We start from the raw sequence: 19,821 nt of genomic DNA on the forward strand, positions 1-19,821 counted from the left end.
ACACAAAAACTGCTAATCAGGCATAAACGTCTTCAGCGTCCTTATAAGGACGGTAAGCGTATATGCGTGAAATATAAGAATGTATAGAACAAAGCTTATACTTTCTTATATTCGCAAAAATTTCTTGCACTCTGCTCAACTATACTCATCTCAACTCAACTAAACTCTTCTATACTCGGCTAATTACACTATACATGATGACAAGGGTCATTGACAACCCACAACTCAAATTTAAGACTTACTCTGCGACAAATCCGGACGAAGCTTCTGAGCTTCATTCAGATATACATGGCGGATCTCACGCTGTGATTTATCCGTATTAAACTGCACCATTAACCGGATACACATCGGCAGACTGCCTTTAACAGGGATCTCCGTTGAACACATAAGTGGCACCATTTCCCAGCCCTCAATCTCACGAATGGCTCTTGCCGGAAAAGTAGCATCCAGATCATTGGTCATCGTAATCCATACATTGCTAATATCCTCAGCTATAACATCATTACGTTCTACGATCTCCCGCAGCAGCACAACGGTTTCACGCAAAATCTCTGTTTCTTCGTTATTAATCACGGTAGTTGCTCCGCGAATCCCTCGATTTACCACGGTTTCCCCTCCTTTTTAAGCTCTGCGAGAACCTCTCGCACAAGCGATTCCTGTACATCGTTTACAATGCTTACGGCTCCTATGGCATCAGGCACAATAAAAGTCATACTGCCTTCTTTGAATTTCTTATCATGCATCATTGCTTCCATTAGCTCCTCTTCATCATATTCAGAAGGAAGCTGTATAGGCAATGAAAGTGCAGATAACATAGATACTGTATCCTCATAAATGGATCGATCATGTCCAAGCTTTACAGCCAGTAGCGCCGAACCCGCCATACCAATCGCAATCGCTTCACCGTGCAAAAATACGCCATATCCGCCAACCGCTTCAATAGCATGTCCGATCGTATGTCCTAAATTCAGAATCGCCCGAAGTCCATGCTCACGTTCATCGTTCGCTACGACATGAGCCTTGATTGCACAACCGCGCTCAAGGGCATAGCCGAGTGCTTCAGCATTCAGAGCAAGCAGCTCATCAGCATGTTCACGGCACCAATATGCGAATTCTTTGTCCATAATCAGACCATGCTTCACTACTTCAGCCAGGCCAGAAGAGACTTGGCGTGGCGGAAGCGTGCGAAGGGTATCCAAATCGTAAAGCACCAGCGAAGGTTGATAGAACGCACCAACCATATTTTTGGCTAGTGGATGATTGACAGCCACTTTGCCGCCTACGCTGCTGTCATGGGCTAGAATCGTCGTTGGAATTTGTAGAAATCCTATTCCGCGCATGTAGGTAGCTGCTACAAAACCAGCTAAATCACCAACAACCCCGCCACCTAAAGCCAACACAGCTGAGTTGCGATCCAGTCCCGCTTGAATCGCGGTCGTCATAACCTCTTCATACACGGTTAATGATTTGGATGCTTCCCCTGCCGGCATAATGTGGCTGACTACGGTATAGCCTTGCTGACGTAGAGCTTCTTCAAGCGACGGTAAATACAGTGGAGCTACTTCACTATCACTCACAACCAGTATTGGGCTGCGAGTGGACAGTCCAGCCTCAGCACAGTACTGGCCAATGTTCTGCAGCAGACCACTACCGATGTGAATTGGATAAGAACGATCTCCTAAATCTACATTGATCGTACGCATGATTAATAACTCTCCAATTGTGCAAGATAGTTTTCATAGTTCGCTTTAATTTCTTCGAGAGAATCCCCGCCGAATTTATCAAGAAAAGCTTTGGCAACTTCCCATGCCACTACGCTTTCCAGAACCACACATGCCGCTGGAACTGCACATGCATCCGAACGTTCTACTTGAGCTGTAAAAGGTTCTTTCGTATCGATATCTACACTTTGAAGTGGCTTATACAAGGTAGGAATAGGCTTCATAACACCACGAACCACTATCGGCATACCATTCGTCATCCCGCCTTCAAAACCGCCTAAACGATTGCTTGCGCGATAGTATCCTTTAGAAGCTTCATACATAATTTCATCATGGACTTGCGATCCACGCAATTTACCTGCTTCAAACCCAATGCCGATTTCAACGCCTTTGAAGGCATTAATCGACATCACTGCCCCAGCGATCGCCCCGTCCAGCTTCCGGTCTGACTGTACATAGCTGCCAAGTCCGAGGGGCAGTCCTTCGACGATACATTCAACGATTCCACCGATGGAGTCGCCCTCTTCCTTGATTTGATCTATGTAAGCCTCCATTTTCTGTTCCGTTTCTTTGTCGACAACTCTGACAGAGGACTGTTCTGTGCGTTCAATCAGCTCATCGATAGGCAGATCATTAGCAGGTGCCTCGATTTCACCAATACGAATGACTTGACCTGCTACTTTCACACCAAAAGCTGCCAGCAGCTGTCTGGCTACAGCGCCACATGCAACTCTGGCTGCTGTTTCGCGGGCACTGGAGCGCTCCAGAACATTGCGAAGATCCGTATGATTGTACTTCAATCCACCATTCAAATCTGCATGTCCAGGACGCGGCCGATTTACCCGGCGTTTTTCTTCATCACTGCCTGGAATAGGTTCAATATTCATTATGTTCTTCCAGTGAGTCCAATCCTTGTTCTCTACTACCAAGGCTACCGGAGCACCTGTAGTATAGCCGTGACGTACTCCACCGACTATTTGTGCCGTATCTTTCTCAATCTGCATGCGGCGTCCACGTCCGTATCCCTTTTGTCGACGATGCAATTGAAAGTTAAGCTCTTCAAAATCCAAAGTTAAATTACTTGGCAATCCCTCAATAATAGCCGTTAGCTGGGGGCCGTGCGTTTCCCCCGCTGTTAAATAGCGTAAACTCATGATGTCTTCCCCCTTTTATACTTTTAAACTGTAAACCGCTAAAATCCTATGATCTTTGCTCATTATAGTATAGGGAATCCGCTTTGACAAGAAAGGGCTCTCCCTAGAAACACTCTATGTATATCGAAATAAAAAGCGCCATCCATACCCTTAAGAGTATGAATGGCGCTCCTCGGCTGGGTCCTCAGCTTGTTAGCTGCCGAGCCGCTGACTTGGTGGAGGGAATGTAGACTTACGCTCTTCCAGCTGCAGAAGGCGCTCCAATTGCATTTCTTCCACACCGAGAATTTGCCCGCACTCACGAACGGTGATAAAGCCTCGTTTGTACGCGGCAATGACCTTGCTTTTGTCCATCGGTTTAACTTTCCTTTCACTTAGCGTACAGATTCTACTATCCAGTATCACTGAACTTTTGCGAAAGTATACCTTTGAAGTTAATGGCGAAGGAGCAAAAAATATTTATTTTTTACGATAGAAAAAAGTTTCCGTCGATTCAAAACCGTATTGAGCCGGTGTAAAGATTTGCTCTGTGCTGCCCACAAACAAATAACCACCCGGACGTAAGCTAGCCGAAAACTTATGATAGAGCTTGTTCTTCGCCTCTTCAGTAAAATAGATCATTACATTGCGACAAATAATAAGATCAAAACCTTCGTCGAACTTGTCCAAGAGCAGATTCTGTTTGCGGAAATCTATGTTTTTCTTAAGTGAATCGCTGACCTTGAAAACAGGGCCTTCCGGTGTAAAGTAACGTGCTGCCACGTCTTTCGGCACATCCTTTAAAGAACGTTCCAAATAAAGACCTTGCTTTGCTTTGGATAAAGCGCCATCATCAATGTCAGTGGCAAGAATGCCTGTCTGCGCCAATATATTCTTGTCCGACAAAATCATAGCCAGCGTGTAAGGCTCTTCGCCAGTGGAACACGCCGCGCTCCACAGCTTTAATTTGCGGCCCGACTGCTGGAGGTCAGGTAGGATAATATCCCGCAAAACTTCCCAGCGATTCGGATTCCGCCAGAACTCAGAGACATTGATCGTCATTCGATCTAAAAATTCATAAAATAAGTCCTTATTTTTCATCATCGCTGCAAAAAAATCACTGAAGGTATGATACCCATTCTTCATTCGAAGAGTCGTCAAACGCCGCTTCATCTGCGCTTCTTTATATTGAGCCAGATCAATTCCGGTGCTTTGTTTAACGTTGTGAATAAATCCGCTATAATCCGGATCTGTTGTTAATGCTGCAACATTACGATCAGACATGTTAATCCCCTGCCTCCCACCTGGACCTTACATCCAGACTGCGATGTCTTTGTTATACTGATTCAGTTCATCTGGAGCAAAGAAATTAGCAATTTCCCGTTCTGCACTTTCAGGCGAGTCTGATCCATGAATTAGATTAAGTGGTGTATGGCTGGCAAAGTCGCCACGAATCGTGCCTGGCAGAGCTTCTCCAACTTTTGTCTTGCCTATGAGTGTCCGGGATAACGTTACAACATCATCGCCTTCCCATACCATTGCAAACACTGGACCTGAAGTGATGAAAGAGACCAGCTCCGAAAAAAAGTCTTTGCCTGCATGCTCAGCATAATGTCTTTTCGCTTGATCCTCACTAACTGTAATCAGCTTAGCAGCGACCAATTTAAACCCCTTATCCTCAAAGCGGGTAACAATACGCCCTATTAATCCACGTTGAACTCCATCAGGCTTGACCATCAGATACGTCTTTTCCATAGAAGCACTCTCCATTTTCCCATTTGAAGGGTTGTTTTGACGCTATCTTAACAGAAACATTGCTTTCTGGAAACGTTTAATTTCAATCTCACCAGAAGATCAATAACTTCTTCCTGTTATAAAATAAGCAATATCACGCAGATTGCGCTTAGTCTTATTATTAGGCAATTGTTCCAGCGCCGCCAGCGCCTTGTCAATATAACGTGAAGCGAGCTCCTCAGAGCGGGCGATTCCGTCTCCGGAAAGTATAAGATCAATCGCACGTCCTACCGTGCTATGGCCCTCACGTATAGACTTCAGTTCCTCAAGCAATGACTCGCGCAGCCGCTCATCCTCAAGACTATAAATCACTGGAAGTGTAATGTTTCCTTGACGCATATCACTGCCCGGAGGTTTACCAATCTGTTTCTCTGTGCCTGAGAGATCCAGTAAATCATCACGAATCTGGAACGCCATACCCACGTTATATCCATAATTATAAAGCAGGCGAGCTACTTCTGGATCTGCCTCAGCAGCAAGTGCGCCGAGTTGGCAGCTAACTGCAATCAGCAGGGCTGTTTTGCGGCGGATACGCCGTAGATAATGACGTACACTTTGCTCACTGTTGAAAAAGTCACGAATCTGCTCCATCTCTCCGATCGACATTTCGATCATCGCCTTAGACAGAATTTGATGAATTCGTGGATTCTTCAGCTCCGTAGTCATAACCAGCGCTTTTGCATATATGTAGTCACCAGTGTACATGGCAATTTTATCGCCCCATTTTGCTTTTACGGTGAGTTCACCACGGCGCAATTCTGCATCGTCGATCACATCATCATGGACCAGTGAAGCGCTATGGATCAACTCTAACGGTATCGCTACCCGTTTCAGCTTTTCCAGATCATACTTACCGAATTTCCCGCCCATCAGGACAAATACGGGACGTAATCTTTTGCCGCCTGCCTTTAATAAATGCAGGGAGGTTTCTGTAAGCAGATCGTCATCCCCCTGTACACTGCGGTACAGCTCTTTTTCAATCTGATCCATATCTCTGTTCAGCAATCCGAATATTTGCAGTCGTTTCATTCTTTCACCCGTGTCAACAGTTTATGGCTCCAAATCTCCATCTTCACTTCCTGCGGCAGCAGGCCCATCTCATAGGCATAGCGGAAATAGAGGTTCAAACCTTGCTGCTGCCTTTCTCCAAAATCATAACATAAATTGCGGAAGTACCCTTCCCAATAAGACTTTGTTCCTCCAATGTTAGAACAAGCTGCTTGTACAATAGGATCTAAATCTCTCAATCCCCGCATTTTACTCTCGGCAAAAGCCTCTGCAATCTCAGAAATAGCCTCCGGTTTGTCCTCAGCAGCCTTTCGGTTCACTGCCCAGACCGCAAAGGTCATCCCTAAGCCCGTCCATTCCTTCCAAACCTCAGCTAGATCAGTAACGATATAACCTTGATCCTGCCATGAGGCTTTAATAGCATTATCACCAATTAATAAGCAGGCATCCGCTTCATGCATCATGGCATCCAAATCAGGATTAGCGCTAATATATTCCGGTTTATTGCCAAAAGCTTTTTCCATTAAAATTTTCAGCAAATTTACCGAGGTTGCAGAAGTATTCGTAACAGCAATCTTACCGCTACCAATCTGAGCAAATGGCACCCTGGAAAAAAGGAATATTGATCTCACAGGACCGTCCGCGCTAACCGATAAATCAGGTAGTAGTAATAATTTGTCACTGGCCTCAGCATAAGCAAAAGAGGATAAAGCACCTACATGAATAGTTCCACGGCTCATCCCCTGATTAAGAATGGCAGGTACCTCACTCACCATCTCTGCAGGATATTTTAATGCAGAGGGATGAAAATTGTGAAATACCGGCCATGAGTTGGTATAGCTGATTTTGCCGATGATGGTGTGGCTGTTATTGTCCATCCTTTCAATCCCCCCATCTTCGAAATAAATTGTGTTCAATATTAAAGCTGTCAAGCACTTTACCCACCATGAAATTAATCAGATCATCCATACTTTGCGGCCCAAAATAAAAAGCCGGCATTGCGGGAATCATCCGAACTCCCAGACGGGACAGCTTCAACATATTCTCTAGATGAATAGCATGCAGTGGAGTCTCACGAGGAACAAGCACCAGTGGGCGTCCTTCCTTGAGCATAACGTCAGCAGCACGTGTCATCAGATTATCAGAGGTCCCATTCGCTACCGCGGACAATGTTCCCATAGAGCAAGGCATAATAATCATCCCTTCCACACGAAACGAACCACTTGCAATGGATGCGCCGATATCCGCAACAGGATGATAAAGCAGAGAACCGGGATAGCCTTTGAACCTTTCGTTCAAAAAGCCCTCCCGGTCTGATGCGATATAGCCAAGTTCTTCTTTAAATACGCGCCAGCCCGCATTGCTAACTACCAAATGCACGGAGTAGCCTAGTGACAGCAAGGTTTCAGTTAGACGAACACCATATATCGCACCGCTTGCTCCTGTAATTCCAACCACGATGTTTTTCGGTTTAGTAAGCGTCATTAGTAGAACTGCACCACCAAGTCAATCAAAGTGAAAGAGAACACTACGATGCTCAATACGCCGTTCATAGTGAAAAAAGCAGTCTGCAGACGGCTCAGGTCACTCGGAGATACAATGTAATGCTCATAAAAGAGAATAATATATGCGATGATCATGCCTGCTACATACCACCAGCTTAAATCCGTCATAAACAGCAACGATACGAATCCAATCGCCGTGAGAATGTGAAATACGCGGGCAATAATGAGTGCACCTTGAACCCCGAACCGAACCGGAATGGACTTCAAGCCCTCTTTTAGATCAAACTCAACATCCTGACAAGAATAAATTACATCAAAACCTGCAGTCCAAAACACAATAGTGAAGTAAAATACCATTGAAGTCCAATTCACGCTACCGGTCACAGCTACCCAACCGCCTAAAGGTGCAAGCGCAATGGTCAGACCGAGGATAAGATGGCAAGCCCATGTAAAGCGCTTCGTAAATGAATAAATAACAAGAAGGAAAACTGCGATTGGCAAGAGCTTGGCCGACAAAGGATTCAGCTTAAAGGCTGCCCAAAAGAGTAAGAAAAACGAAATGCCGATAAAAATGACGACTTCACCGATCTTCAATAATCCTGCAGGAATAGCCCTTCCCGCTGTGCGAGGATTCTTAGCATCACTTATCCGGTCAATCAGTCGATTCAGCCCCATAGCAGCGCTCCGTGCCCCAAACATAGCCACTACGATCCAACCAATCTGGCTCCAGGAAGGTAGCGTGCCAGACATGACAACGGAACCAAGTAAAGCGCCCATAAAAGCAAAAGGTAAAGCAAATACCGTATGTTCAAACTTGATCATTTGTAAAAAGATACCGATTTTCTTAAACATTCCCGTTCTCCTTGAGCCCAATATGTAATGCCGCGATGCCTCCGGTCAAGGGGAAGGATTCCACTTTTTGCAGTCCGGTTTCACGGAAAATAGCAGCTAATTGCTCCCGGTCAGGGAACAGCGCCAGCGATTCTGGCAGCCATTTGTATTGCTCATACCTTTTAGCGAATAACTTGCCCAGCAATGGAAGTACACGCTGAAAATAAAAGAAATAGATACCTTTAAACGGTTGTTTCATCGGCTTGGAAAGCTCCAGGCAGACCACCATTCCTCCGGGTTTTACCACGCGTTTCATCTCGTTCAGCACTTGAACAAGATCCGGTACGTTGCGGAGTCCAAAACCAATCGTTGCATAATCGAATGCGTTGTCTTCAAAAGGCAACTCCATAGCATTGCCCTGTACGAGAGAGATCCGGTCCTGAAGCTTGCGCTCCTCCACCTTACGGCGCCCCACTTCAAGCATGCCAGCACTAAAGTCAAGTCCTATCACATTCCCTGTCTGTGTGGCTTCTGCCAAGGCAATGCTCCAATCGCAAGTGCCGCAGCATAAGTCTACAGCTGAATCCCCGCGCTTCATGCCCATCTTCTTCATCGTGAACTTGCGCCAAGCCTTATGGCGGCGAAAGCTTAAGATATCATTCATCAAATCATATTTACCTGCAATACTCTCAAACACCGAGTGCACAAACTGTTCCTTCGGCTTGCTGTTATCACCCACAGCAGTTGTAGTTTTGTCCATAGTCATCCACTAACCCTCCACGGCTGCTTGTCCTGAGACTTTCATCTGCAGGAGAATACGATCCAGCGCTATCTCAAGCTCTCTAAGCAGGCTTTCGTCTTTAACGCTTTGTAATAGTCCCTGAATCGACTGAATCGACTGATGGAGCTTGTCCGTCAGCAGAGAATCACATTTATATTTCATCTTCAGCATCTTCCAGTCCTTCTGATCAAGGTTCTGGTCTTGAAGCTGTTTGCGTTCTTCCTCTGTCGCTGACTCCAGCATCTTCCAGTAGCAATAACCATTGCTAGCATTCTCAAGGTTATCACAACGCTGAAGCTCTATGGCAACAGTTTCGCACTGACTGAATTCTGTCAATAACTTCTCCCACAACTCCACTAAGGAATTCTCGATCATGGGCGTAAAAGAAAGGAACAGCCGCATATTGAGCTGTACCATGTGCCGCAAGTATTGTTCAGCCGAAAGACGGATTCCTCTCATCTTCACATAGAGGTTCGCTTTCAAGACATTGAAATCAGCAATCGCCTTACTCAAGATTCCAACCATCTCAATTTGATCACTCTTTGCAAGCAGATGGTAAAACCAGCTACTGAAATAATCGCCAGCCAATACCTTTAATTGACGGGAACGCATAGGATCTCCACCGCGTCTATCATTCGAGCGGTCAATTACCTCATGTGTATCTAGTCCAAGTTGAATAAGTGCTGTTACGAGCGTATACAACTCACCAGCATTTCCTTTAACAGAAGATCCATGGTTTAGAAAAATATATAACAAATGACCCCGGCCATCAGAAAACGGCGGCAAATCCGTATGCTTCTGAATCATGTCGTAGTCGGTGTAGGGTTTTGCCAGTTGCGGTATGCAGTACGGTTTCATTTCAGCCTCCGAAGCCATTGACATTAATAATAATTCCTTTGTTCACAATCTTGTCTATTATATCACATGTTTTTTTGTCACGCACTGTGGTACGACTGAGTTTCTTTTATTCTTCTCAAGGATAAATGAACTGCTTCTTCCAGAGCTCAGTCTCACTAATACGGAAGCCCGTCTTGAGTCGCTCGGATATGGGGAGATTACCCGCAGACTGAAGTTCATTCTGGAGTTCAGCCGACCACTCCGTGCGTCTGATATCCCCTGCTAGCAGCAGCCGGCGGCTATCCAGCCATTTATCCATGACCACGATGCGCAGCAAAAGCTGATCCACATTCGAGGTTTCTTGAAAAGCAAAAGAAATAGCCTGCGCCATATTTCGATAAAGCTCCTGGGGTTCATGATCATTTCCGCTCACTTTTAAATCCAGTGACAGAACGTGATCCTCCCAGCCTACGCTATCAATGGATAAGGTCAATGGAAGTGCGCCAAGAACATCAACAAGATTATCGTTGTCTAGCACTGTGTTATGGCCGCCAGTAAAAGTCTCTACTGCACCATTGCGTTGCTGTAAGGTAGAATCCATATCTGCCACTTTGGGCAATATTACAGCAGAGGTTGCAGTCAAGAGTAATACGGCTCCGACCCACCAGGCCTTGTTCATGAACACGCCTCCTTATCCATAATTCCCACTCTTAGCTAATACGATCATTTATCTTTACTATATTTTGAAAAAAAGCAGGCTATGCCTGCTTTTCAGCTTTCACTTTCCAATTGTCCGTGCTTTGTCCATATTTCAGCCTTACCGCGAATCTTCATCGCTGAGGTATGATCAGTAAACTGGGCAATCAATACCTCGCCCTTATCCAGCTTCTCTGTATGATGAAAACGTGTATCTGTACCTCTGGTTAGCCCAATGACCTGAACGCCATTATCTTTAGCTTTAACCACAATATAGTCGCTGCCCGTTGGAAGCGGAGTAGTACCCGTATTTTTATCCATCATCACTCATCCTCCTCTAAACCTATTATACAGTTCATAATATTTCAAAAAACAAATGCCGCCTTGGAGGGCGGCATAGTTGTTCTTAAAAGACTATGGGATAGGTATGTAGAAATCTTTATTTGATTCCGTCTTTCAGCGCCTTACCGGGTTTGAATGCCGGTACCTTGCTTGCAGGAATTTCGATTTCTTCACCAGTTTGCGGGTTACGGCCTTTACGTGCAGAACGCTCACGCACTTCAAAGTTTCCGAATCCAACCAGTTGTACTTTATCACCGCTTTGCAGTGCTTCTGTAATTGCTTCGAAAACCGCATCTACAGCTTTAGTAGCATCCTTCTTGGGAAGTTCAGTTGCTTCTGTAACTACATTGATCAAATCTGATTTATTCATGTTTTCTCACCTCCCTGAGTAAATTCTCCGGTATCATACACTGTTTCCGTTTCAACGTAAAATATACGTGATAATCCCGTTTAAAACTTAACTTTGGCGCCCTTAGACCTTGAAGCGCAACAAACTTATAGTAATACAGCCCATCCATAAATTCAAGCTGTTACTCAAAAAAGGAGCAGAAATTATCATCTATCCGTGCATATTTATCTAAATTCGATCTAATTTGTTAGACCTATAGGAGCAGTTTAGGTCTTTATTTCATCAGAATAATTGAGTCAGATTCACCGTTATTATAGGAACTAGGAATCAAGTTTTAGGATATATACAAATAAAAAGAGCAGGATTTCTCCCACTCTTTGAATTTATTTATATTCAGCTTAGAGAATAATTGCAATAAGTCCGCCGGAACCCTCGTTAATAATGCGGCCAAGCGTTTCTTGCAGCTTGTAGCGTGCATTATCCGGCATCATAGCTATCTTGCCTTGAATGCCTTCTCTAACAATGGAGTGCAGGGAGCGGCCAAAAATATCGGATTCCCAAATCTTAATAGGATCATTCTCAAAGTCCTGCATCAGATAACGAACCAGCTCTTCGCTTTGCTTTTCCGTTCCGATGATTGGCGAGAATTCAGACTCCACATCCACCCGAATCATATGAATGGACGGTGCAGTAGCCTTTAAGCGAACCCCGAAGCGAGAGCCCTGACGTATCAGTTCTGGCTCGTCGAGCGCCATTTCGGCTAAGGATGGAGCCGCGATACCATAACCTGTAGTCTTGACCATTTCCAATGCTTCTGAGAATCGGTCGTATTCTCGTTTCGCATGCGAGAACTCCTGCATAAGCTGGAGCAAATGATCTTTACCGCGGATCTCAACCCCGACCACTTCCATCAGAACTTGATCGTACAGCTCTTCTGGAGCATACAGGTCGATCTCTGCTACGCCCTGACCCATGTTCATACCACTTAGGCCAGCTTTATCAATAAAGTCATATTCGGTGAACTGAGATACGAGGCGGTCAACATCCCGCAAGCGGCGAATGTCTTTTACCGTATCGCGAACGGAGTTCTCATAACTACTACGCAGCCAGTGGTTTTCTCCAAGCACCATAACCCAGCTTGGCAGGTTTACATTTACTTCATGCACTGGGAATTCATAAAGCACTTCCCGCAGCACACCAGTTACGTCATCTTCGCTCATGTTTGCGGCGCTTAGCGTCATAACTGGGATATCGTATTTGATGGCTAGCTCGTTACGGAGCTGCTGCGCTTCCTCACTGCGTGGCCGGGTGGAGTTAATGACAAGCACAAATGGCTTACCCACTTCCTTCAGCTCTGCAATGACGCGCTCTTCAGAGTCCACGTACGAGTTCCGCGGAATTTCTGCAATCGTACCATCTGTTGTTACCACTACACCTAGCGTTGAATGCTCCTGAATAACCTTACGTGTCCCGATTTCTGCCGCTTCCTGAAAAGGAATAGGCTCTTCAAACCAAGGTGTAGAGATCATTCGTGGTCCATTTTCATCCTCGTAGCCTTTTGCACCTTCTACAGCGTAACCCACACAGTCTACCAGACGAACATTAACCTCAAGCCCTTCCGCAACCTTGATTTGGACTGCGTTGTTAGGCACAAACTTCGGTTCTGTCGTCATAATCGTTTTGCCTGCTGCGCTTTGCGGAAGCTCATCCACAGCTCTTACTCGATCAGCCTCATTCGTGATGTTTGGCAGGACAATTGTTTCCATGAAGCGCTTGATAAATGTCGATTTCCCCGTGCGAACCGCGCCGACGACGCCAAGATAAATGTCTCCGCCGGTACGCTCGGCAATGTCCTTGAAAATATCCACTTTTTCCAAAAGAGATCCCCTCCTCATATTACTCCGAAGAAAAAATGCCTGAAGAGCATCGACTTCGCGTTCCGCCGGTAATCTGACCCTTGCAGGACATCAACCGGACTTATCGTATGCCCGCCCGAAGCCTAGCTGCTTTCGACCGGGACGTACTTGCCCCGCGCTAAACTCCGAATGCTCGGACATGCATTTGGACTAGTATCATCATATGTATCCGGAACGAATTTATGACCCGTATTCGCGCATTTCCCAATGTAATTTCAAAAAAGTTAAGTCTGCGCGCCGCAAGGCGTCTGACGCCCGGAAGCTTACTCATCCATCTTATGAGCTAGGATTCTTTGATAGAACTATTTTTAGTGGATGCTGAGATTACAGGACTTGGTGTAAAAGGATATAAACAAAAAAACGCCTAATACCCCGGATAAAACCGAAGCTTAGACGCTCTTAAACTTTCACTCTAACTTGGAGGCTGCGGGATTGGCTGATTGTTAATCCATAGATACGGCAAAGACTTCACGGGAACGTAATATGAAGCTTCCTCCAGATCCAGTCGCAAGTCCTGATTCTTATCGTGCTCTCCACCCTTCTTATCGACGGCAGCCATGATATCAAAAACATAATCTACGTAGACAGTTCCATCCTTATCCAGGATAAAATCAAGAACTTGACCGGAATAGACACTAGTTAACGTTATAGAGCTTGTACCCGCCTGCTTATGATTAATGGTATACAATCCGGGATATAGCTCATCAAGCACAGGCAGGTTGCCGCCATGAGCTGATTTATAGCGGTTAACCTGTCGTTGCACGTCATTCACCTTTTGAACCGTAACAAGGTCCATCACCTTCACCACAGGATCAATTTCCTCATTCAAAATAAGAAAATAAGCACTTCCACCCTGCTCAAAGGCGGTAGCCGGTATATCATCCAAATATCCCTTATTATTCAGCTTCCCCAGGTCGATACGGAACTTCTCATACCTTGGAGTAGTTTCATCCGCATTAAGAATGGGCAGTACCCCTTCCTCCTGTTGATAATCATCAACGGCTGCTTGTATCCGTTTAACACTTTCCCGATAATTAACACTAGCCCGCTTCTCTTCACCTGGGTATAGACAGCCCGAAAGCGTAAGCGCGAGCGATACCATCCCTAGCAAAATCTTGGCCCCTGCCTTCAGTTTCATTTTATATCCTATAAACTCCAACCGAGTCCCTCCCACGGTGACATTCTTACGCTACCACAGCTCATCTTCTTCCCCACGCCGCGCTGCTTCAAGCTTACGGCGCACCGCAGCCTTCAGTGGATCTTCCGGCACCTGAACGGTTACGTCGCTCCATACGGCAGCCTGACAGGCCAGACGCGTTCCTTCTTCTAAGGCCGATCCAAGCTTACGCCGCTCAATATCACCGGGAGGCCTTACTGCAGCAGCCTCTTCCTTCGCGACTGTAACCTTGCACATCAGACAGCCTGCTTTGCCTCCGCATCTAGTTGTTATTGGCACTCCTGCTTTACGAGCAGCCTCTAATAACGAAATGCCACGGTTCACAACAGCTTTACGGCCTTCTGGTTGAAATACAACGGTAACTCCTTTTTGAGATTTCATGATGTTACTTCCTTCCTCAACACTATGTAACTGCTTACATAATTGAAACAACTCCGCCCAATAGGCCCACTAACATGATGACAAAAGCAAGTATAGACAGTACAGCCTTAAGCAAGCCCTTGGTTTTGCTCCGAGCAAAAGTTATAAGAAATACTGATAATCCCATAATCAGCATCGCAATCAGGGATAACCACATTTTTATCATCGGATCCATGGTCAAAGCCCCCATTCGCCTGTAATTTATTAGGGACTATTATATCATGACCTTATCCTTTTCTGTAAAAAAACATCATTTTTTATGTATTATTTTAAATAAAATGCGCTTTATGAGAATTATCATAAATATAAAAAAAAGCAAAAGACGACGGAATCATTCTTTGATCCGTTTTCTTTTGCTCACCCAACATAAAGCTATTTTTTAAGCATCATTTTCATTAAAGACTCCATTGTGCTGGAACCTGCGCCGCCTTTTTTAACGGCATTGATAATCTCCTGCACAGTAGCTTCACTGACCGGCACTTTCGCCATTGATGACACCTGCTTAATTAACTGGCGGAGCTGGGCTTCATTCTGCGTAGTTCCTGGCTTTACCGTACTGGCTAGCTTTTTGACGGCACTTTCCGTAATGTTCTTGCCCGCCTTTTTATTAATGGCGTTCAATGCATCCTTGGAAAAATCTCTGCTCACTTTTCATCCCTCCTCCGTCAATCCCCATTACAACATATGAGAATTTGCGGAAAAAGGTGAACAGGATCAGGAATGCCACTGCTCCCAAGTTTCCTGGGAGATCGACTCAAGCTCAGGTTTACGATCACGACCCATCAAGGCTTCAACTGCACTGCGTGGGCTTCTTCCTTGAAAGAGCACATGATAAATCTGATCCGTAATCGGCATCTGCACACCCAGTTTGAGCGAAATTGCATAAGCTGCTTCGGTAGTACGAATACCTTCGACTACCATCCCCATGGATTCCAGCACCTCGGCCAGCGGCTTACCTTGACCAAGCATGGACCCAGCGCGCCAGTTACGGCTGTGCTGACTAGTAGCTGTCACAACAAGATCGCCAATTCCGGCAAGTCCGGCAAAGGTCAAAGGATTGGCTCCAAGCTCAACTCCCACCCGAGAGATCTCAGCGAGTCCACGGGTTAAAAGCGCTGCTTTAGCATTGTCCCCATATCCAAGGCCATCGGATAGGCCTGCACCAAGGGCAATAATATTCTTAAGAGCACCGGCAAGCTCTACTCCAACCTGATCACGATTCGTATATACACGGAAATCGTTGTTGATGAACAATTCCTGCGCTTCGGCGCTACGCTTGTCATCAGGTGAAGCAACTACAACTGTTGTAGGGCACAGACGTACAACTTCCTCTGCATGACTTGGACCGGAGAGCACAACGATCTGCCCTTCGTCACAGCCCAGTTCCTCTGCAATTACGATAGACATCCGCTTATTGCTTTCCGACTCAAAACCCTTCGTAGCATGGACACATAACATGTCATCCTTCCAGAATGGCTTCAGACTGCGAGCAACCTGCCGCATTCCTGAAGACGGAGCCACAATTACAACCGCCTTAGAACCGGACACTGCCGTTTCCATATCCGTAGTTGCAATAATGTTAGCTGGCAGAGCGATGCCAGGCAGATACTTATTATTCGTATGAGAGCCATTGATCTCGGCAGCTTGATCAGAGTTGCGTGTCCACAGATAAACTTCCGAGTGGTTTGCAGCCAGCACACTAGCCAGCGCAGTTCCCCAGCTCCCCGCTACAAGTACGGTAACTTTATCAGACAACACGATTCCCTCCTTTAACTTTTGAGCCTATCTTGTTCTCACGGCCTTCTACGATCTTTACAATATTCGTCCGGTGCCGCCAGAAGGCGAAGACCGCAATAATAATACTGGTCCAGAGCACAGGTTGTGTAAATCCTGTCAACAATAAAGCCACTGGTGTCAGTGCTACAAAAATTAATGAGCCAAGGGACACGTAACGTGTGATAAAGATAGACAGGATGGCGATGATACCGGCGAGCAGCGCTGGCCATAAACAAAGCGTAGCCATAACACCGATCGTAGTAGCAATGCCTTTCCCCCCACGAAAACGAAAATAGAGCGGCCAATTATGTCCGATGATGGCAGCGATTCCGCAAAGAGCCGGAACCCAGGTTCCCCATCCGCCGACCCAGGTTCCTAACCATACAGCGGCAACCCCTTTCAGCACATCCAGCAACAGCACTAATATTGCAGGACCTTTACCCAATACACGCAGTGTATTGGTAGCCCCCGCATTTCCGCTTCCGTATTGACGGATATCAATTCCCTTTAGCAACTTTGCAAGCAGTACACTAAAGCTGACAGAACCAAGCAAATAGCTTACAACGATAACCAGAAGTTCAAGCGCCACACTTCTTCTCCCCTAACCTTCGTTTTCGGATTTGCGCCGTGTAAAGAGACGGATTGGTGTTCCTTCGAAATTAAACGCTGCGCGAATTTTATTCTCCAGATAACGTTCATAGGAGAAGTGCATCAGCGATGGATCATTCACGAACACCACAATCGTAGGCGGCTTCACCGCAACCTGCGTTACGTAGTTAATACGCAAGCGACGGCCTTTGTCAGTTGGTGGAGGGTTAATCGCGATTGCATCAGATACAACGTCGTTCACCAAATGTGTAGTAATGCGCAGTGCGTGCTGTTGAGATACATGCTGTACAACAGGCAGCAGTTTTTGCAAACGCTGTTTGGTTAAGGCCGATAAAAAGACAACCGGTGCGTAACTCATAAACAAGAAATGGTCACGAATCTTAGTCTCAAAGTTTTGCATAGTCTTATCGTCTTTCACAATGGCATCCCATTTGTTCACAACAAAAATAGATGCTTTACCAGCTTCATGTGCATAACCAGCAATATGCTTGTCCTGATCGATGATGCCCTCTTCGCCGTTAATTACAACGAGGACCACATCAGCCCGTTCAATCGCACGCATAGCACGCATAACACTGTATTTCTCAATGTTCTCGTATACCTTGCCTTTTTTACGCATACCTGCCGTATCGATAAGCACATAACGTTGCCCATCACGTTCAAAAGGAGTATCGATAGCATCTCTTGTTGTCCCTGCAATATCACTGACGATAACACGTTCTTCGCCCAAAATCGCGTTGACCAAAGAGGATTTCCCTACATTCGGACGGCCAATCAAAGCTACACGAATGACATCCTCATCGTATTCATCATCTATTTTCTCAGGTAGGCGCTCAACTACAGCATCTAGCAAATCGCCGAGTCCGGTTCCGTGACTACCAGAAATTCCGATTGGATCGCCAAAACCAAGGCTATAGAACTCATAAATATCATCCGCACGCTTCATATTATCCACTTTGTTGATGGCAAGAACGACCGGTTTACCTGAACGGAACAGAATCTGAGCTACCTCTTCATCTGAATTCGTCACACCACTCTTTGCCTCACACATAAATACAATAACATCCGCTTCTTCAATCGCCAGCTCCGCTTGAACGCGGATTGATTTCAGAATTGTGTCTTCTCCATCAATTTCAATACCTCCGGTATCAATCACACTGAACGACTTACCGTTCCAATCTGAAATACCATAAATCCGGTCACGTGTAATCCCCGGTTTATCTTCTACAATGGCTAATCTATCGCCAATCAGCCGATTAAATATCGTCGATTTCCCGACGTTAGGCCTCCCAACGATTGCCACAACGGGTCTTGCCATATTCATTCCTCCTGTCATCCTTACGTTACTCATCATAGCAAAAAACATTTAAATTGGCTAACAATCATGTTAACTCTCATCAATCCTGCCGGTTCCGAAAAAAAGACAATCGGCGAACCCCCGTATCGAGGGCTCGCCGATTACTTTACCCGTATATTCAAAAGCTCGTTTAGGGATTAGTTATTACCCTTAAATTTGTCCAGCTTATCACCAAAACGTTCAGCAAGCGTAAAGCTAAGGCCTTCGTTGCTAAGGGAAACGTTAGGGTTGTTCAGAACTTCTTTAGGAGCTCTGTCTCTGCTATTGCTGCGTTCAGGTCTAGCAGATGGAGCTGGAGCTTCTTCAGTTTCTTTGATGCTCAGGCTAACACGTTTCTCGGATGGATTGAAGTCCAGAACTTTCACTTGAACTTCTTGTCCTTCTTTCAATACTTCGTGTGGAGTAGCGATGTGTTTGTGGGAGATTTGTGAGATGTGCACAAGACCTTCCACACCCGGAAGCAATTCTACGAACGCTCCGAAGTTCACAAGACGTTTTACAACGCCTGTTACAACATCACCGATGTTGATTTCGCCAGCAGCAGAGTCCCAAGGACCTGGAGCAGCAGCTTTGATGCTCAGGCTGATTTTTCCTTTTTCAGGATCAACCTTCAATACTTTAACACGTACTTTATCACCTTCAGATACTACATCAGAAGGTTTCTCTACGTGACTCCAAGCGATTTCAGATACGTGTACAAGACCGTCAACTCCGCCCACATCAACAAATGCGCCGAATTGAGTCAGACGTTGTACTGTACCTTCGATGATTTGGCCTTCAGATAGTTCAGCCATAATTTTCAGCTTGTTAGCTTCGAATTCTTCTTCAAGAACTTCTTTAGCAGACAAGATTACTTTGCTGTTCTCACGGTCAAGTTCTTTCACTTTAACGCGCAAGGTACGGCCTTTGTAATCGCTGAAATCTTCAACGAAGTGACGCTCTACCATGGAAGCTGGGATAAATCCACGAGCTCCAACATCAGCTACGAGGCCGCCTTTAACAACGTCAGCCACAGTAACTTCGAAAGCTTCTTGGGAAGCGAAGTATTTCTCAAGATCTTCCCATGATTTTTCACTATCAACTGCACGTTTGGAAAGAACAAGGCTTTCCTTGTTGTCGTTGATGCTGACAACTTTACATTCTACTTCCTGTCCAACTTCTACTGCTGCAGCAGCGTTGTCCAGTTGTACTGCGGACAATTCGCGAATTGGAATCACACCGTCGTATTTATATCCAATGCTTACATAAGCTTGGTTATCTTCGATTTTGACGATTGTTCCTTTCACGGTATCGCCTTTTTTCAGAGAAATGATTTCCAAGTCAGCTTGGTTAGTCACTTCTTCTTCGTTAACGGCAGCAACTTCTTCTACAGCTCCGTTATTTTCTGTCACAGCGGAATCCACCGCTTCTACGGATTCATTCTTTTCCGCAGCTTCCTGATTTTTAATTTCTTCAGACATGTGATTAGCCTCCTCGATTCAAAACCCCATTTATTTAAACCTGCGTATAGCAGAGTTCAAAACAAGCAATGCTTGATATTGCCACTTACACTTGATGATAGTATGTTCC

General features: G+C 45.5%; 24 protein-coding genes. All 24 read right to left on the minus strand.

The genetic code is table 11. The features are described 5' to 3' along the window. Positions 1-231: 231 nt before the first annotated feature. The gene (aroH, locus tag NYE35_RS21495) at positions 232-606 is read right to left on the minus strand and encodes a chorismate mutase (protein WP_036676241.1); all 375 of its coding nucleotides are present in this window, start codon (positions 604-606) and stop codon (positions 232-234) included. Continuing rightward, positions 600-1,703, minus strand: a complete 1,104-nt coding sequence (aroB, locus tag NYE35_RS21500; RefSeq protein WP_341122025.1) for a 3-dehydroquinate synthase — start codon at positions 1,701-1,703, stop codon at positions 600-602. Before aroB ends, aroH begins: the two co-directional genes overlap by 7 nt. Positions 1,704-1,705: 2 nt before the next feature. Beyond that, on the minus strand, positions 1,706-2,875 hold the full coding sequence (gene aroC / locus NYE35_RS21505) for a chorismate synthase (protein ID WP_341122026.1): 1,170 nt from the start codon (positions 2,873-2,875) through the stop codon (positions 1,706-1,708). Between the two features lie 192 nt (positions 2,876-3,067). Continuing rightward, positions 3,068-3,229, minus strand: coding sequence for a hypothetical protein (locus NYE35_RS21510; RefSeq protein WP_169744788.1), 162 nt, complete (start codon positions 3,227-3,229; stop codon positions 3,068-3,070). 105 nt (positions 3,230-3,334) lie between these two features. Further along, on the minus strand, positions 3,335-4,138 hold the full coding sequence (locus NYE35_RS21515) for a CheR family methyltransferase (protein WP_036676236.1): 804 nt from the start codon (positions 4,136-4,138) through the stop codon (positions 3,335-3,337). Positions 4,139-4,165: 27 nt separating this feature from the next. Further along, on the minus strand, positions 4,166-4,609 hold the full coding sequence (gene ndk, locus NYE35_RS21520) for a nucleoside-diphosphate kinase (RefSeq protein ID WP_036676234.1): 444 nt from the start codon (positions 4,607-4,609) through the stop codon (positions 4,166-4,168). A gap of 99 nt (positions 4,610-4,708) precedes the next feature. Beyond that, entirely contained in the window at positions 4,709-5,677 is a 969-nt protein-coding gene (locus NYE35_RS21525; protein ID WP_036676233.1) for a polyprenyl synthetase family protein, read from the minus strand. After that, positions 5,674-6,534, minus strand: a complete 861-nt coding sequence (locus NYE35_RS21530) for a menaquinone biosynthetic enzyme MqnA/MqnD family protein (RefSeq protein WP_076101474.1) — start codon at positions 6,532-6,534, stop codon at positions 5,674-5,676. The genes NYE35_RS21525 and NYE35_RS21530 overlap by 4 nt, the downstream gene beginning before the upstream one ends. 4 nt (positions 6,535-6,538) lie before the next feature. After that, complete coding sequence (locus NYE35_RS21535) at positions 6,539-7,141, minus strand: UbiX family flavin prenyltransferase (RefSeq protein WP_036676229.1); 603 nt, start codon at positions 7,139-7,141, stop codon at positions 6,539-6,541. Then, positions 7,141-8,013 carry a UbiA-like polyprenyltransferase gene (locus NYE35_RS21540; RefSeq protein WP_036676227.1) on the minus strand — a complete coding sequence of 291 codons (873 nt, stop codon included), beginning with the start codon at positions 8,011-8,013 and terminating at the stop codon, positions 7,141-7,143. Before NYE35_RS21540 ends, NYE35_RS21535 begins: the two co-directional genes overlap by 1 nt. Beyond that, positions 8,006-8,752 carry a demethylmenaquinone methyltransferase gene (locus NYE35_RS21545; protein ID WP_036676394.1) on the minus strand — a complete coding sequence of 249 codons (747 nt, stop codon included), beginning with the start codon at positions 8,750-8,752 and terminating at the stop codon, positions 8,006-8,008. Before NYE35_RS21545 ends, NYE35_RS21540 begins: the two co-directional genes overlap by 8 nt. A gap of 9 nt (positions 8,753-8,761) precedes the next feature. Next, positions 8,762-9,631: a heptaprenyl diphosphate synthase component 1 gene (locus tag NYE35_RS21550; protein WP_036676391.1), complete on the minus strand. Its 870-nt coding sequence runs from the start codon at positions 9,629-9,631 to the stop codon at positions 8,762-8,764. A gap of 115 nt (positions 9,632-9,746) precedes the next feature. Continuing rightward, complete coding sequence (locus NYE35_RS21555) at positions 9,747-10,289, minus strand: hypothetical protein (protein ID WP_038572433.1); 543 nt, start codon at positions 10,287-10,289, stop codon at positions 9,747-9,749. 92 nt (positions 10,290-10,381) lie between these two features. Next, positions 10,382-10,630, minus strand: a complete 249-nt coding sequence (gene mtrB / locus NYE35_RS21560) for a trp RNA-binding attenuation protein MtrB (RefSeq protein ID WP_051490908.1) — start codon at positions 10,628-10,630, stop codon at positions 10,382-10,384. Between the two features lie 115 nt (positions 10,631-10,745). Then, entirely contained in the window at positions 10,746-11,018 is a 273-nt protein-coding gene (locus NYE35_RS21565) for an HU family DNA-binding protein (RefSeq protein ID WP_036676223.1), read from the minus strand. A 377-nt stretch (positions 11,019-11,395) separates the two neighbouring features. Then, positions 11,396-12,874, minus strand: coding sequence for a stage IV sporulation protein A (gene spoIVA, locus NYE35_RS21570; RefSeq protein ID WP_036676222.1), 1,479 nt, complete (start codon positions 12,872-12,874; stop codon positions 11,396-11,398). Between the two features lie 451 nt (positions 12,875-13,325). Next, positions 13,326-14,072, minus strand: coding sequence for a hypothetical protein (locus tag NYE35_RS21575; protein ID WP_341122028.1), 747 nt, complete (start codon positions 14,070-14,072; stop codon positions 13,326-13,328). 30 nt (positions 14,073-14,102) lie between these two features. After that, complete coding sequence (locus tag NYE35_RS21580; protein WP_036676220.1) at positions 14,103-14,471, minus strand: 2Fe-2S iron-sulfur cluster-binding protein; 369 nt, start codon at positions 14,469-14,471, stop codon at positions 14,103-14,105. 34 nt (positions 14,472-14,505) lie between these two features. Further along, the gene (locus NYE35_RS21585) at positions 14,506-14,685 is read right to left on the minus strand and encodes a DUF2768 family protein (RefSeq protein ID WP_341122029.1); all 180 of its coding nucleotides are present in this window, start codon (positions 14,683-14,685) and stop codon (positions 14,506-14,508) included. A gap of 197 nt (positions 14,686-14,882) precedes the next feature. Then, entirely contained in the window at positions 14,883-15,158 is a 276-nt protein-coding gene (locus tag NYE35_RS21590; RefSeq protein ID WP_038572437.1) for a stage VI sporulation protein F, read from the minus strand. Between the two features lie 66 nt (positions 15,159-15,224). Next, on the minus strand, positions 15,225-16,265 hold the full coding sequence (locus NYE35_RS21595; RefSeq protein ID WP_036676214.1) for an NAD(P)H-dependent glycerol-3-phosphate dehydrogenase: 1,041 nt from the start codon (positions 16,263-16,265) through the stop codon (positions 15,225-15,227). After that, the gene (gene plsY / locus NYE35_RS21600) at positions 16,258-16,875 is read right to left on the minus strand and encodes a glycerol-3-phosphate 1-O-acyltransferase PlsY (protein ID WP_036676213.1); all 618 of its coding nucleotides are present in this window, start codon (positions 16,873-16,875) and stop codon (positions 16,258-16,260) included. Before plsY ends, NYE35_RS21595 begins: the two co-directional genes overlap by 8 nt. A gap of 12 nt (positions 16,876-16,887) precedes the next feature. Then, on the minus strand, positions 16,888-18,213 hold the full coding sequence (gene der, locus NYE35_RS21605; protein WP_036676212.1) for a ribosome biogenesis GTPase Der: 1,326 nt from the start codon (positions 18,211-18,213) through the stop codon (positions 16,888-16,890). A 176-nt stretch (positions 18,214-18,389) separates the two neighbouring features. Next, positions 18,390-19,712, minus strand: a complete 1,323-nt coding sequence (gene rpsA / locus NYE35_RS21610) for a 30S ribosomal protein S1 (protein WP_170914203.1) — start codon at positions 19,710-19,712, stop codon at positions 18,390-18,392. Positions 19,713-19,821: the final 109 nt, after the last annotated feature.

This window comes from Paenibacillus sp. FSL L8-0494 (assembly GCF_038003695.1).
In the GTDB taxonomy this organism is placed as follows: domain Bacteria; phylum Bacillota; class Bacilli; order Paenibacillales; family Paenibacillaceae; genus Paenibacillus_AQ; species Paenibacillus_AQ odorifer.

Bases quoted from the DNA above. Each gene is read 5' to 3' on its own strand.
- NYE35_RS21540 (WP_036676227.1), bottom strand. From the start codon at position 8,013: ATGTTTAAGAAAATCGGTATCTTTTTACAAATGATCAAGTTTGAACAT.
- aroC (WP_341122026.1), bottom strand. From the start codon at position 2,875: ATGAGTTTACGCTATTTAACAGCGGGGGAAACGCACGGCCCCCAGCTA.
- NYE35_RS21510 (WP_169744788.1), bottom strand. From the start codon at position 3,229: ATGGACAAAAGCAAGGTCATTGCCGCGTACAAACGAGGCTTTATCACC.
- rpsA (WP_170914203.1), bottom strand. From the start codon at position 19,712: ATGTCTGAAGAAATTAAAAATCAGGAAGCTGCGGAAAAGAATGAATCC.
- NYE35_RS21545 (WP_036676394.1), bottom strand. From the start codon at position 8,752: ATGGACAAAACTACAACTGCTGTGGGTGATAACAGCAAGCCGAAGGAA.
- NYE35_RS21530 (WP_076101474.1), bottom strand. From the start codon at position 6,534: ATGGACAATAACAGCCACACCATCATCGGCAAAATCAGCTATACCAAC.
- ndk (WP_036676234.1), bottom strand. From the start codon at position 4,609: ATGGAAAAGACGTATCTGATGGTCAAGCCTGATGGAGTTCAACGTGGA.
- NYE35_RS21535 (WP_036676229.1), bottom strand. From the start codon at position 7,141: ATGACGCTTACTAAACCGAAAAACATCGTGGTTGGAATTACAGGAGCA.
- NYE35_RS21515 (WP_036676236.1), bottom strand. From the start codon at position 4,138: ATGTCTGATCGTAATGTTGCAGCATTAACAACAGATCCGGATTATAGC.
- NYE35_RS21585 (WP_341122029.1), bottom strand. From the start codon at position 14,685: ATGGATCCGATGATAAAAATGTGGTTATCCCTGATTGCGATGCTGATT.
- NYE35_RS21555 (WP_038572433.1), bottom strand. From the start codon at position 10,289: ATGAACAAGGCCTGGTGGGTCGGAGCCGTATTACTCTTGACTGCAACC.
- mtrB (WP_051490908.1), bottom strand. From the start codon at position 10,630: ATGATGGATAAAAATACGGGTACTACTCCGCTTCCAACGGGCAGCGAC.
- der (WP_036676212.1), bottom strand. From the start codon at position 18,213: ATGGCAAGACCCGTTGTGGCAATCGTTGGGAGGCCTAACGTCGGGAAA.
- NYE35_RS21550 (WP_036676391.1), bottom strand. From the start codon at position 9,631: ATGAAACCGTACTGCATACCGCAACTGGCAAAACCCTACACCGACTAC.
- NYE35_RS21525 (WP_036676233.1), bottom strand. From the start codon at position 5,677: ATGAAACGACTGCAAATATTCGGATTGCTGAACAGAGATATGGATCAG.
- aroB (WP_341122025.1), bottom strand. From the start codon at position 1,703: ATGCGTACGATCAATGTAGATTTAGGAGATCGTTCTTATCCAATTCAC.
- NYE35_RS21580 (WP_036676220.1), bottom strand. From the start codon at position 14,471: ATGAAATCTCAAAAAGGAGTTACCGTTGTATTTCAACCAGAAGGCCGT.
- NYE35_RS21565 (WP_036676223.1), bottom strand. From the start codon at position 11,018: ATGAATAAATCAGATTTGATCAATGTAGTTACAGAAGCAACTGAACTT.